This is a genomic window from Ignavibacteria bacterium, from assembly GCA_017303675.1.
Lineage (GTDB): Bacteria > Bacteroidota > Ignavibacteria > Tepidaquicellales > OLB5 > OLB5.
The window spans coordinates 950,126-963,609 of sequence record JAFLBX010000001.1 but is presented as its reverse complement, the minus strand read 5'-3'; the positions used below and the strand labels follow the sequence as shown (position 1 = coordinate 963,609).

Annotated in this window: 12 protein-coding genes; 8 read left to right on the top strand and 4 right to left on the bottom strand. The window is 37.0% G+C overall.

The features are described from left to right. Positions 1-200: 200 nt before the first annotated feature. From J0M37_04435 to J0M37_04420, 4 genes are all read right to left on the bottom strand, one after another. A complete protein-coding gene (locus tag J0M37_04435) occupies positions 201-1,331 on the bottom strand; it encodes a KamA family radical SAM protein (protein MBN8584321.1) in 1,131 nt (376 codons plus the stop codon). A 110-nt stretch (positions 1,332-1,441) separates the two neighbouring features. Beyond that, positions 1,442-1,915 carry a GNAT family N-acetyltransferase gene (locus J0M37_04430; protein ID MBN8584320.1) on the bottom strand — a complete coding sequence of 158 codons (474 nt, stop codon included), beginning with the start codon at positions 1,913-1,915 and terminating at the stop codon, positions 1,442-1,444. A 68-nt stretch (positions 1,916-1,983) separates the two neighbouring features. Beyond that, entirely contained in the window at positions 1,984-3,051 is a 1,068-nt protein-coding gene (locus J0M37_04425) for an ATP-grasp domain-containing protein (GenBank protein ID MBN8584319.1), read from the bottom strand. Positions 3,052-3,187: 136 nt separating this feature from the next. After that, positions 3,188-4,249 carry an ATP-grasp domain-containing protein gene (locus J0M37_04420; GenBank protein MBN8584318.1) on the bottom strand — a complete coding sequence of 354 codons (1,062 nt, stop codon included), beginning with the start codon at positions 4,247-4,249 and terminating at the stop codon, positions 3,188-3,190. Between the two features lie 463 nt (positions 4,250-4,712). Between J0M37_04420 and prfA the strand changes: the two genes are divergently transcribed. From prfA to J0M37_04380, 8 genes are all read left to right on the top strand, one after another. Beyond that, positions 4,713-5,786: a peptide chain release factor 1 gene (gene prfA / locus J0M37_04415; GenBank protein MBN8584317.1), complete on the top strand. Its 1,074-nt coding sequence runs from the start codon at positions 4,713-4,715 to the stop codon at positions 5,784-5,786. Between the two features lie 2 nt (positions 5,787-5,788). Continuing rightward, the gene (locus J0M37_04410; GenBank protein MBN8584316.1) at positions 5,789-6,031 is read left to right on the top strand and encodes a hypothetical protein; all 243 of its coding nucleotides are present in this window, start codon (positions 5,789-5,791) and stop codon (positions 6,029-6,031) included. A gap of 21 nt (positions 6,032-6,052) precedes the next feature. Beyond that, the gene (locus tag J0M37_04405; GenBank protein MBN8584315.1) at positions 6,053-6,529 is read left to right on the top strand and encodes a DoxX family membrane protein; all 477 of its coding nucleotides are present in this window, start codon (positions 6,053-6,055) and stop codon (positions 6,527-6,529) included. 160 nt (positions 6,530-6,689) lie between these two features. Then, a complete protein-coding gene (locus J0M37_04400; GenBank protein ID MBN8584314.1) occupies positions 6,690-8,060 on the top strand; it encodes an insulinase family protein in 1,371 nt (456 codons plus the stop codon). Positions 8,061-8,092: 32 nt separating this feature from the next. Then, positions 8,093-9,424, top strand: coding sequence for an insulinase family protein (locus tag J0M37_04395; GenBank protein MBN8584313.1), 1,332 nt, complete (start codon positions 8,093-8,095; stop codon positions 9,422-9,424). 265 nt (positions 9,425-9,689) lie between these two features. Next, entirely contained in the window at positions 9,690-10,352 is a 663-nt protein-coding gene (locus J0M37_04390; protein MBN8584312.1) for a hemerythrin domain-containing protein, read from the top strand. Positions 10,353-10,469: 117 nt separating this feature from the next. Further along, on the top strand, positions 10,470-10,730 hold the full coding sequence (locus J0M37_04385; GenBank protein MBN8584311.1) for a hypothetical protein: 261 nt from the start codon (positions 10,470-10,472) through the stop codon (positions 10,728-10,730). A 168-nt stretch (positions 10,731-10,898) separates the two neighbouring features. Next, positions 10,899-13,445, top strand: a complete 2,547-nt coding sequence (locus tag J0M37_04380; GenBank protein MBN8584310.1) for a DUF262 domain-containing protein — start codon at positions 10,899-10,901, stop codon at positions 13,443-13,445. Positions 13,446-13,484: the final 39 nt, after the last annotated feature.

Sequence of the window (13,484 nt, the reverse complement as noted above, 5' to 3'; positions counted from 1 at the left end):
GTTTATTAATAATGAAGATGGTAGTTTTAATATTTTATTCTGATGGTCTATCCTGTTAATTTTTATGAAGTAAAGAAACAAACATACCTCAAATTCCGCAAATTATCAATAGGTATGGTTATTTTAGTTGATATATTTCAAAAATTTAATAAAAAAGGCGTCCAATATTGAACGCCTTTTAACAGATTCATGTGTAATTGTTATTGCAGAACCGGGAGCGGTACCTTCTTCTTCGCCTTTTTCTTAGGCGGTTTTTCTATGTTCCTGCCCCGTTTTAGAACAATATGTTCTTCCTGAACGTCCGGGTATTCATATACTTCATTCTTAAAGTTGCGCAGTATGATCTTTTCTTTATCGCGCGCAAGAACGTATTCAGGCAATAGCGGAATTTTTCCGCCGCCGCCGGGTGCATCTATCACAAACTGCGGAACTGCAAGTCCGCTGATATGGCCGCGAAGATTATCCATTATTTCCAAACCTACATCAATTGGTGTACGGAAATGGTTAGCGCCTTTAGTAAGATCAGCCTGGTATATGTAATACGGCCTTACCCTGATAGCAAGAAGCTTTTTCATAAGCTCGCGCATAACTTCCGGGTCATCATTAACGCCTTTAAGCAGAACAGTCTGGCAACCCACAGGAACACCTGCATTTACAAGCATTTCACATGCTTTAGTGCTCTCAGGTGTGATCTCCCACGGGTGATTAAAATGTGTATTTACATAAATGGGGTGATATTTTTTCAGCATATCACATAATTGCGGAGTGATCCTTTGCGGAAGCACACAGGGCATTTTTGTGCCAAGCCTGATTATGGAAATATGCGGTATCTGGCGCAGCCTAATGAGTACTTTTTCAAGCATTGCGTCTGTGAGCATTAGCGGGTCACCGCCTGAGAGTATCACATCGTTAATTTCGGTATGCTGCTCCAGATATTGGAAAGCCGCTTCAAGCTCGCGCATATTGATTTTGCTGGAATCACCCACCTTGCGCTTGCGCGTGCAGAACCTGCAGTACAGGCCGCACTGGCTGGTGGTTAAAAATAAAGCTCTGTCCGGGTAACGGTGAGTAATATTAGGAACCGGGCTCATTTCATCTTCATTGAGCGGGTCTTCAGGTGCATCGATGTCGTATAATTCTACTTCATCAGGCACAGCCTGAAGCCAGATAGGATCGCCGGGGTAACGGATGAGGCTTAGGTAATATGGATTTATCCTCGCCTGAAAAAAATCATCCAGTCTTTCGGCAACTTCTTTTTTGATTCCGAACTGATCGACAAGCTGATCTACTGAGCTGACGCTTTGTTTTAGCAGCTGCTGCCATAGTTCCATAAAATATTAACTCCTTGTTTAGTTTTTGGATTCCTGCCCGTTTATTTCAGGGAAGGTTTCACAGGGCACCTTACTTCAATTTCGGGTTACCTTACCTTTAAAGGCTTTCTTTAAAGGTATTTGCGGTAAACATACAAGTCGTCACCGCTTCTGTAAAAATCTTTAATGATAGTCTGAACTTCATAGCCGTTTTTGGTGTAGAACTTCCGTTCATTTTCATATTCCGGCTTTCCGCTTGTTTCTATCAGTATAATTTTTCCGCCTGCTGCTGAAAGGTCATCTTCCATATGTTTTACAAGCCGGCTGCCAAGTCCCTTACCATGAATATTGGGATCTACAGCTATCCAGTAAAGATCATATGTCCAGTCAGTCAGAGGTCTTCTTCCGTAACAAATATACCCTGATGCCTCCCGGGTTTCAGCGTTTTCTATAATATAAAAAATATAATCTGTCTGTTTCGCATCGTTCAGGTAAATATCAACCAGTTCCATCGCAACTTTTATCTCATCATCATTAAAATGTCCCGTATCAGTAAGTATCCTTTGTATCTTTTCCCTGTCGCTCTGTATTAACTTTCTTATCATTTAACTACAACCTGCAATTCCCAATCTGTAATTTTGAAACCTGCAACCTGTAACCTGCAGCCTAAAACCTACTTAACTCCCCACCTCTTCAATGCAAAACCGATTATCTGCTGAATCAGGTAGCTGTACTCCCATCCATGCGCCTTGGCGCTGCGTGTAAAGCCTGTATCTTCGGGTACATCGCTTGCAATATCAGGATTCGGGTTCAGCTCAAGCACATAGGGCACGCCGTCCTTAAGCCTCATATCAACCCTGGCGTAATCAGCGGCTCCGAGAAGCTTATAAACCTTTTTTGCTGTTTCCTGTATTACCTGAACTTCTTTATCGCTCAGGTTTTGCGCCGGGCAAACCGCCTTGGTGTTTTCGAATTCAACAGTTTTATACATCCATTTGCTGTTGTAGCTGATTATTTTCGGGTAATCAGAGGGCAAACCTGTGAAATCAATTTCACTTATGGGAAAAGTTATGGGGTCATCATTTCCAACCACCGATACATTTATTTCCCTGCCGTCTATGAACTCTTCAACCAGCGCAGGCTGCTTATGTTCTTCGAGCACGTATTCAATTCTTTTCCTCAGGTCAGCTTCATTTGTAACCACTGATTCATTGGTAATGCCTATACTTGCGTCTTCCCGTGATGGCTTAACTATCATGGGGAACTTGTGACCGTTCAGGTGAATGCTTGAAGTATTTGTAACAAAGTGCTTGGCAGTAGGTATTCCGTTCTGGTTAAGGATAGATTTCACAAGCGGCTTATTCAATGCCAGGCCAAGCGTAAATGCGCGTGAACCGGTATAGGGGATCTTCAGTAATTCAAATAATCCCGCAATGTTCATTTCCTGGGTTGGATCGCCGTCAACGCTTTCACAAAGATTAAAAATTATATCAGGCCTGTTTTCATTAAGCTCTTTAATAAGCTTGTTGATATCAAGCGCAACCGGAATTATTTTTGTGTTATGCTCAAGCGGAGCCAAAGCGCGCTCAACGCTTTTAACTTCATCAAGCACACCGTATTCACTCATATCAATAGCTTCAGGTATAGTGTCAATATCTACATCTGTGCCTTCGTATACCGGACCCTGCGCATACTGCACCGGGTCATTGAAAATTATTGATATGTTTAGTTTTTTATTCATTGACCTCACCCCTTCAGCACAATTGGTGCTGACTTCCCCTCTCCAAAGGAGAGGGGCGGGATTATAATTTAATATATATTAATAATCAATTTTGTTATTTGATATTTGTAATTTACTATTTGACATTTGAGCTTTGTCATTTGGCATTTAGTTGATATCTCTCAATCGCGCCATTCAATACAGTCTGTATCAAACCGTCATAATCAATGCCAACTTCCCTTGCAGCTTTCGGGAAGCATGAATTATCATCCGGATTCGGTAAAATTCCGGGCAGCGGATTAATTTCAATTATATACGGATTATCATTTGCGTCACATCTTACATCCATTCTTGCCCAATCGCGGATACGAAGCGCATGATATGCCTGTTTACAAATTTCCTCGATCCTTTTGGTGAGCTTATCGCTTATTTTTGCGGGACATGAAAATATATCAAGCTTATTTTCCCTGGTATCAAAATACCATTTTACTTCATATGAGTAAATTTTGGGGAAATCCTCAGGCAAACAATCCAGATTTATGCCAACAATAGGCAAAACGCGCACATTTTCGCCATTTCCCAATAAAGCAACCGTAAACTCCTGGCCTTCGAGAAAATCCTCTATTATAGAGTGCTGATCATAATTTTGCTTAATTCTTGTTATTTCCCGATTTAGCTCTTCGTTGTTGTAAACCACACTACTATTATAGATACCCTTAGAAGAGCCTTCATGCAAAGGCTTCACAAAAGCAGGATATTTTACCTTGGGATGGCCGTTTACGTGGCTATCGGTTATAAAAAAGCCGGGATTCGGCACACCATAATAAGTTAATATCTCTTTACAGCGTGATTTATCGTGGCAATTGCCAATTGTGATGGGATCGCTTGCAGTGTAGGGTATGTTAAGCATTTCAAGCATTGCGGGAATGTGCGACTCGCGGGAAGCGCCGCCGAAACCTTCTGCCATATTGAAAACTATATCTGGCCTGGTGCTGCGAAGCTTTTCGAAAGCGTTTTCATCAGCTTCGATACGAATAACTTCATGGCCAGCTTTTTTTATCGCAGCTTCAACTGCAGAAATTGTTTCTTCATCATCCCACTCAGCATAAACATCGCTTAAGCGATGAGAATAATTGTTGACTAAATTATCATCAACATACGCTTCGTTCTGAACTTTTTGATCCTGTCCTTCGGATACCTGTTCAGTTTCTTTTTTTATATTGTAAGTAAATCCTACCCGCAAAAAATTTGGCTTCTTCCTTACTTTTAATTTATTTTGATGTGAAAACTTTTTTTATACTTCCAAAAACCTTATTGACTCAAAATTTTTTTATGGTACTGTATTCATCATCAAAAACTCTTTGCAAATATAACATTCTAACACTCATAGTCAATAGGTAAACACAAAAAAATGAAAATATTTTTTAAAAACTTTTTCAGAAAATTTTTTACGGTAAAAATATTTTTTAAATTTGTTTCGCAACTTCCTGTAGCGCGAAAAAATTTGAAACAGTTTGATTCACTGAAGCAATAATTTCAATTTGAAAATAATTTCCTTCCTTACGGTACTTTTAAATCATAAACTTTGAGTCTTTGAGCCTTTGTATCTATTGACTTTAGCCTGTTAATTGAATTGAACTTGCAAACAAATAAAAGTATTTTTGTATTCAGAAAGAAAAAACATGTTTGATAAATTAGAAAAAGTAAAAGAGCGTTATAACGAGATCTCAGAGCTGCTGAATAAGCCTGAAACGGCAAATGACCAGAAGGAATTCCGCAGGCTTTCGAAGGAATACTCTGACTTAACTGATATTGTAAACGCTTATGATGAATACATTAAAGTTAAAGCGCAGCTTGAAGAGAATAAAAAGCTTTTATATGAGACCAATGACGCTGAAATGAAAGAGCTTGCGGCAAATGAACAGGAAGAGCTGCAAAACAGGTTTGATAAGCTTGAAGCCGAAATAAAAGAACTTTTGGTTCCAAAAGACCCGAATGATTCCAAAAACGCTATGCTTGAAATTCGCGCAGGCACAGGCGGTGATGAAGCCGCGCTTTTTGCGGCTGACCTGTACAGAATGTACTCACGTTTTGCCGAAAGAATAGGCTGGAAGATGGAAGTTGTGACTTATAATGAATCATCGGGACTTGGCGGACTGAAAGAAGTGATAGTGAGCGTAACAGGCAAAGATATTTACGGCACACTTAAATATGAAAGCGGTGTTCACCGCGTGCAGCGCGTACCTGAAACTGAAACGCAGGGCAGAGTTCATACATCAGCCGCATCGGTGGCAGTGCTGCCTGAAGCTGATGAAGTGGATATTGAAATAAATCCCGCTGATCTTAAAATAGATGTATTCCGTTCCGGCGGCGCAGGCGGACAGAACGTGAACAAGGTTGAAACAGCGATCCGTATAACACATATTCCCACGGGAGTTGTAGTACAATGCCAGGATGAGCGCTCACAGCTAAAGAACAAGCAAAAAGCTATGAAAGTACTGCGCTCAAGGCTGCTTGAAGCAGAAATTGAAAAGCATGATAAGGAAACCTCGCAGAAAAGGAAATTGATGGTAGGCTCCGGTGACAGGAGCGATAAAATTCGCACATATAACTTCCCGCAGAACAGGCTTACCGATCACCGTATTGGCTTAACAATGTATAATCTTTCGCAGGTGATGGAAGGCGACTTGGCGGAGCTCTTTGAAAAACTCAAAATAGCCGATAGAGCAGAGAAACTTTCGGAAGAACAGGTATAATTATGAACAACAAACAATGCCCCAAATGCATGGCGGAAATGAAAAAAGGATTTTTCTATGTCCGCAACAGCGAGCATCCTATATTTTACAATTATGTAGTATGGGTTGAAGGCGAGAAAGAAAAAATAACAGACTTTATGGGTACAGATGCCAACGCCCCGCAATATCCTGTTACTCCATATAAGTGCGCCAACTGCGGGTATATTGAGCACTACGCTGAACCTGCAGAAAAATGGCGACATTAAACAGACTAAATAACCGGAAAAATGTTTAATAAATTTAAATTATTATTCGATAAAGCCGATAGGTACATAACGGCAAGTATGTCGCACAGCGGTATACCGCTGTTAAGGATATCGCTTGGAATAGTATTTTTCTGGTTCGGATTCCTGAAATTTTTCCCCGGCACAAGTCCAGCTGAAATGCTTGCTACCAAAACAATTGATATCCTCACTTTCGGCTTGATAAAGCCGGCAGTTTCTATCTACCTGCTTGCTTCCCTTGAAACGCTTATCGGATTAGCGCTGATTACCCGTTCATTTCTCCGGATAACATTACTTTTGCTGTTTGGACAAATGATAGGCACAGTAACACCGCTGTTTCTTTTTCCCGCGGAAACTTTTACCTCTTTTCCATTTGTACCCACACTGGAAGGACAATATATAATAAAGAACATTATACTTGTTTCAGCGGGAATTGTAATTGGAGCAACAGTCAGGAAAAAGGAAGAAAATATAAATTAGGCTGCAAAAATATCTTTGCGGGAAAGCTTCGGCTTTCGAAGCAATCTATTAAAGAAACATTCCATTTCTCAGTTTCCAATAAATTCAAAAATCCCTATATTTGCACATACAGTCCTCTTCAGCAGCACCATAATAATCAATAATTAATTTAAAACCATACATGAAACGTACTTTAATTGCGCTTCTTGCCTTCATTATTAATTCAGCTTTATTATTTTCGCAGGCAAACCTGCCTGCGGGATATCATTTCAAAACGCTGCCCAACGGGCTTGATGTTCTGGTAGTGGAAGATAAAAGCGTACCGATTGCTACCATTGAAATCAATGTAAAGAACGGCGCTTATACAGAATCACCCGAATTCAGCGGGCTCTCACACTTCTACGAGCACATGTTCTTTAAAGCAAATAAGGATATTCCCTCACAGGAGGCGTACATAAACCGTACAAAGGAGCTTGGTATTGCTTGGAACGGTACAACATCAGTTAACCGTGTGAATTATTTTTTCACACTGCCGGCAGCAAATCTTGATGAAGGCTTAAAGTTCATGAACAGCGCAATACGCTACCCGTTATTTCTTGAGCAGGAAATGACCAATGAACATCCTGTTGTGAACGGTGAATTTCAGAGGGGTGAATCAAGCCCGGAATTCAATTTATATTATCAATTCCAGGAAAAAATGTGGGGAAAAGATAAAAGCCGCAAGATCCCGATTGGCGATCATGATGTGATACTTTCTGCAACAACTGAAAAAATGCGTACAATCCAGCAGAAATATTACTGGCCGAATAATTCATTATTAATTATTGCAGGTGATGTAAACCCGACTGATGCCTTTGCAAAGGCTGAAAGTATTTTCGGCGATTGGCAGCCTTCCGGGTTTGACCCGTTCGAAAAGTTCCCGATACCTGAATTCAAACCGCTGAATGATAATGTGTACTTTGTAACCACCAGCGAAAACGCACAGGCGCCGGTAATTTATATAGGCTGGCACGGACCCGATACCAGGAAAGATGTAAAGGCTACTTACACTGCCGATGTGTTTTCATATATTGTGAACCTTGAATCTTCAAAGTTCAGCAAAGAACTGATTGATGCGGGGCTTGCACTCGAAGCAAGTCTTTACTACGGAACAGATATTTACACGGGGCCGATTTCATTGAGGATAGTTCCTAACCCCGCAAAAATAAAAGAGTGTATGGTAAAGCTTGAAGAGCATATAGCCATGTGGGATTCAGGCGATTACTTCACAGATGAGCAAATGATAACCGCAAAGAACCAGCTTGCGATCCAGGAAAAATTCAGAATGGAGCAAACTTCGTCTTACGCTCATGCCCTGGGTTATAACTGGGCAATAAAAGACCTGGATTACGGGTTCGATTACATTGAAAATATCAATAAAACTACACGCGACGATTTAAAAAAATATGTCAGGAAATATATCAAAGATAAGCCCGCAGTGTACGGAATACTGCTTTCACCTGAAATGAAAAGTAAAATGAACATAAATAAATTTGAAGACCTGCTGGATTAACAAATAAGAGAGTAAGCTAAATAAAAATTAATATGAACATATATAAAATATCAAAAGCCTTCTTAAAGATACTTACAGCAGTTTTGCTTGTAAATGTTTCAGCGCTGCATGCGCAGAATACCCTCAAAGAAATTGATGTTGACGGCTTTAAAGTAATAATTAAAAATACCGGTAAGGATGTAATTAGCGCAAGGCTCTTTGTAACCGGCGGAACCGCCAATTACCCGCTGGATAAACAGGGAATCGAAGCCGTAGCTTACAGCTACATTATTAAAGGCGGCACTACATCAATGAGCAAAACCGAATTTCTTGCAGCCGCTGAGAAAATGGGAACAACTTTCGGGAGTGACGCTTCACTGGATTTCGGTGAGCTGAATATGCAGTGCCTAAAGGAGTCCTGGGATAGATCATGGTTATTGTTCACTGATGCCCTGATGAATCCGGCTTATGACCCGAATGAATTCGCAAATAAAAAAGAGCAGTTCATTTCTTATGCGCGTCAAAATGAAGGCGACCCTGATTCACGCCTTGAGAGAATCACAGTGGAAACAGCATTTAAGGGTAAGAATTATGAAAAGGATCCTTATGGCAGCGAAAACACACTTGCTTCATTAACACTTGATGATATTAAAGCTTTTATAAATGCAAATCTTTGCAAACAAAGAGCCTTTTTGGTGATAGCGGGAAATGTTTCCGAAAGTGACGTTATAGAAAAGGTCAGGTCATCACTTGCAAAGCTACCTGAGGGCATACCCGCTCCAAAAGAACCTGTAACTAAAATAGAGCAGCCGGGGCAGGATATTGAGTCACGTAAAATTTCGACAAACTACCTTTCGGGTATTATGTCAGGAATTCCGTGGGATTCACCCGATGCAATTGCTATGATGGTTGCAATGAGCATTATGTACGATAAGTACTTTGTCGAGCTTCGCACAAAACGCGGCTTAAGCTACGCGCCGGCGGCGTATATGAACGGTGACGCGATCACAAATCCATACAGTGTGTTTTACATAACTACCGATCACCCAAAAGACGCTATAAATGTTATGGTGGATATCATAAACAACGTCAGGAAGAACGGGTTCACTGAAGATGAATTCGCTAAATCAAAAAGCGCATATTTAACCCGTTATTTTATGCGGCTTGAAACGGCATCAAGCCAGACCCAGAACATAGGCAGGTGGAAACTTAGAGGAAACCTCAATGCATTTGATAACTTTGAAGCTTTGGTAAATGCTGTAACAGTACAGGATATAAACCGTGTATTCACAGGCAATACAGGTAATATAAAATGGAATTACCTGGGCGATGAGACAAAGGTTTCACCTGAGGATTTTAAGCAGCTTGAGAAGATCGGTTTTTAACTTTTTAATCAAATTTTATTATTAGAATAAGCTATCTGCTGGGACTTAACTTTCCCGGATTTTATCAACTGCGTTAATGCATGTGTTTAAATAACTACGGGTAGTGAGGTTTTGTAATGAGATTGCTTCGCCTTCGGCTCGCAAAAATTCATCAATTTAATCCGCTCCCAGGCTCCGGTTTGGGAACGGATTAATTTTACACTTCATTTTAAAACCAATCCCTTTAAATTAGTGTTAATATAAATAAAATCAATATAGCAACAATATGCAGAGAGTAAAACTATTTGAAGCAGCTCATAAAGGACTTAGAAGCGCGCTTTCACAATTTTCGTTTTTACTGGGCAAATGTGACTTCAACAATGCAGTTGATATAACTAAGCTGCACTCGCTTGGCAAGGATCTTTTTATGATGCTGAGCTCACATGCCAACGATGAAAATTCCATTATCCTTGCAGCGCTTGAAGAAAAAATACCGGGTTCATCCAAACACGATATGGATGACCACAAGAGGCTTGAGCAGGACCAGGATGCAATAGAAAAACTGCTTGATGATATTAAGGAATTGAACACCCGTGGCGCTGATGCATCCGGCTCAGGCGCTGAGCTTTATATTAAATTCTCAAAATTCCACGGCGAATACCTGCTCCACACTGTTGAAGAAGAGACCGAAACCCAGCGCCTGCTTTGGGAAAATTTCACTGACCAGGAATTGCATGCAATGCGCGGAAAAATTATCGGGCGCTTCACACCCGAAGCATTTGAAAAATGGCAGAGCTTCATTATGCCGGCAATTACACAAAACGATCTTCTGGTTATGCTTGGGGGAATGAAAGCCAATGCACCTGAGCAGTTCACAAGACTTATGGTTATGGCAGAAAAATTCCTGCCGGCTGAAGAATATACTGCTATTAATGAGAAGCTAAAGTGAAATAGCTTGTCATTGCCGCGAAGGCGGGAATCCAGACTGTAATTTTTGATAGAACCAAATCCAAGGAAACAATGAATCTTATTAGCAAATTATAAAAGAAAATACTTAACAATTATTATGAACGTAGAAACCATCAAAACCGGCAAGTGTCCCGTTTGCGGATCAAATGAAGTGTACGACAACACCAATAAACTGATCCAGGGATACAGGCCCGCTATAAATGTTTCAGCAATAAAAAGCTTTACAGTATTTACATATATCTGCACAAACTGCGGATATTTCAAAGAATTCATAAGAGATGAAGATTTGAAAAATGAAAAGCTGATAAACAAGGTAAAGGAAAAATGGAACAGGACATCAGGCGGTAAAATCGGGTGAATAAATTTTAATTTTTTTTAAATATATCTAAACAAATGCAAACAGAAATATAGTAAAATTAAAAAACTTACTTTATTTACTTTTTTTGAAATAAACATTATTAACCCATTGCTTTGATAAACACTAAAATATATATTTGAACATAACTAATAAATAAATCTAACCATTATGGCCGAAATACAACTTAATTATAGCCAAATTCAAGAAATATTTAAGAATCATTTAAAAGTTGAAAATGGTGTTAAATCTATTGAAGCTTTATTTGCTAATAAGAGATTAGAAAGTAAAATTGTTTATGATCCATATTATCAAAGAAATTATGTTTGGGACGACAATAAAGGTACATATTTTGTAGAAAGCATACTTTTAGGTACTGAAATACCTCCATTGGTTTTGTTCAATAATGGGTCTAAAATTGAAATCATTGATGGAAGACAAAGATATGAAACCATAAAACGTTTTATAGATAAAGAATTTAAATTAACAAAGAATGGTTTATATCAATTAAAATTTTTAGCAAAAAAAGATTTCGACAATCTAGATAAAAGAATTAAAGAAATATTTTGGGATACAAAATTAAGATTTATAGAATTTAGTGTAGTTAATGAGCCTAAACTTGATGACAATAAGGAAGATTTAATTAAAAAAGAAATTTTTAGAAGATACAATTCTGGTATAACTCCACTAAAAAAACCCGAAATTGAAAAAGCGATATATATTAATGATGATTTAACTCAACATATTAAAGAACAATTTCGAAAAAATAGAAAATTCTATGAAAAAGTTATAGTATTATTGTTCTCTGAAAAAGAAAAAGATAATATTAATAAACCTATAGCTCTAGAAAACACCCTATCTAAAATTCGTAAACTATTAGTTATAAACAATATACCAATAAAGAGATATTCGGTCTTACATGGAAGAGATGAATTTCTATCTAAATTTTATGAGATTTTCGTTGAAGATTTAGAAGATATAGTAGATTTTTATAAAGAATTAGAAATTAAATTTGATTTATGCCATAAATTAAAGCTTTCTTTTAAAAATAAGGAATTATCCAACAATCGGTTAATCTATGAAGTGTTCTTTTGGGCGCTTACAGTTTTGGAAAAAGAAAAAGTGAACTTAGAAAAAATTGATAATAAACTAATTTCAAAATTTTCTACTTTTATATCTGATAATGAAGTCTCTTTTTCAACAGAAAATAGTCATTTTTATAAAAATGTAATTGATCGTTATACAAAAGTTGCAAGGTTTTTTGAGAAAGAATTTGATTGTTCTTTTAAATATTATCTGGATGACTACACTTTGTTTCAGGAAAAAATTAGTGAAATAAATAAAGGCAATAAAGGAATTGATGCTCTTGATAAATTAGAAAATTTACGCCTAAATAAACCTGAGCCCTCTACAAATACAATTGAAGATATCTGTAGATTAATGAATAGAGATAGATTTCTAGTAAGGCCTATTTACCAAAGAGGTGAAGTAATTAATAAAATAAAATCCTCTGCATTAATAGAAAGTATTATTCTTGGCATTAAATTACCTCCAATTTTTGTGTTTAAAAGAAAAGATGGAATTTGTGAGGTAGTTGATGGGCAACAAAGACTTTTATCAATTATTGGCTTTATAGGTGAAGAATTTTTAGATGAAAATGGTAATCGAGTTAAATCAGAAAAAAATAAATTTAAATTAAATAAGTTAACAATCCTAAATGAACTTGAAGGTTTACCTTTTGAAAAAATAGCTCCAGAATTTAAAGATAAATTATTAGATTTTAATATACCAATAGTTTTTATTGATGAAAAACAAAATCCAAGCTTCGACAATATAGATTTATTTATTCGCTTAAACAATAAACCTTATCCAATCAAAGAAAATTCCTTTGAGATGTGGAATTCTTATATTGATAAAGAAATTATTAGTCAAGTAAAGACAAATACAAAAAAACATTCAAGTTGGTTTCATATTCGTACTGAAGACTACAATAAAAGAATGGATAATGAAGAAACATATATTACACTATCATTTTTAGAATACATCAAAGAACACCATGATTTAGAAAAAGTTTTAAATATTTATCAACGAGAAAATAATATAAATTTACGTATTAAAGATAAATCGGAAATTACTAAATTATTAAACTTGGTTTCTCTAAGTGACATTGAAAAGAAAAAATTTATTCGGTCAGTTGGTAATATCGAATCGTTCATTAAAAAAGTAAAAGCCATTATAATCGATAAGGATATTGATGAATTGAACGAATATTTAAAATCAGAACTTAATAAAATATTTCATATCAAATCTAATAAAAGGACAACTCAAAGTTTTTACACTTTGTGGTATATAATTAATGATTTAAATTTAGAAATGATTAATTTTTATCGAAATGATATTAAAAATGATTTGAAAGAAATATTTAATTTTACCAGAAATGGTGACAAAATTAGTAAGTTTCATGAATTAATCAAATCATTTAAGAACAAATATAAAAAGAATGATAGAAAAACATTTTTAAAAGAGGATGAAAAAAAAAGATTAATAAAAAAACAGAATAATAAGTGTTTTATTTGTGGTGGAGAACTTTACTATGGTGATGATATTGAAGTTGATCATATAAATCCACTTGCGGTTGGCGGTAGAGATGGTTTTTTAAATTTGCAAATAGTTCACAAAAATTGTAATAGAAAAAAGGGGAAAAAATTAATTACTTGATTTGAAGGCAATTAATTTTTCCTTATTTTTAGTCTTTCG

What these genes read in the sequence shown, in the direction of transcription:
- J0M37_04405 (MBN8584315.1), top strand. Translation starts at nt 6,053, where the DNA reads ATGTTTAATAAATTTAAATTATTATTCGATAAAGCCGATAGGTACATA.
- J0M37_04385 (MBN8584311.1), top strand. Translation starts at nt 10,470, where the DNA reads ATGAACGTAGAAACCATCAAAACCGGCAAGTGTCCCGTTTGCGGATCA.
- J0M37_04425 (MBN8584319.1), bottom strand. Translation starts at nt 3,051, where the DNA reads ATGAATAAAAAACTAAACATATCAATAATTTTCAATGACCCGGTGCAG.
- J0M37_04380 (MBN8584310.1), top strand. Translation starts at nt 10,899, where the DNA reads ATGGCCGAAATACAACTTAATTATAGCCAAATTCAAGAAATATTTAAG.
- J0M37_04410 (MBN8584316.1), top strand. Translation starts at nt 5,789, where the DNA reads ATGAACAACAAACAATGCCCCAAATGCATGGCGGAAATGAAAAAAGGA.
- J0M37_04400 (MBN8584314.1), top strand. Translation starts at nt 6,690, where the DNA reads ATGAAACGTACTTTAATTGCGCTTCTTGCCTTCATTATTAATTCAGCT.
- J0M37_04390 (MBN8584312.1), top strand. Translation starts at nt 9,690, where the DNA reads ATGCAGAGAGTAAAACTATTTGAAGCAGCTCATAAAGGACTTAGAAGC.
- prfA (MBN8584317.1), top strand. Translation starts at nt 4,713, where the DNA reads ATGTTTGATAAATTAGAAAAAGTAAAAGAGCGTTATAACGAGATCTCA.
- J0M37_04395 (MBN8584313.1), top strand. Translation starts at nt 8,093, where the DNA reads ATGAACATATATAAAATATCAAAAGCCTTCTTAAAGATACTTACAGCA.
- J0M37_04435 (MBN8584321.1), bottom strand. Translation starts at nt 1,331, where the DNA reads ATGGAACTATGGCAGCAGCTGCTAAAACAAAGCGTCAGCTCAGTAGAT.
- J0M37_04430 (MBN8584320.1), bottom strand. Translation starts at nt 1,915, where the DNA reads ATGATAAGAAAGTTAATACAGAGCGACAGGGAAAAGATACAAAGGATA.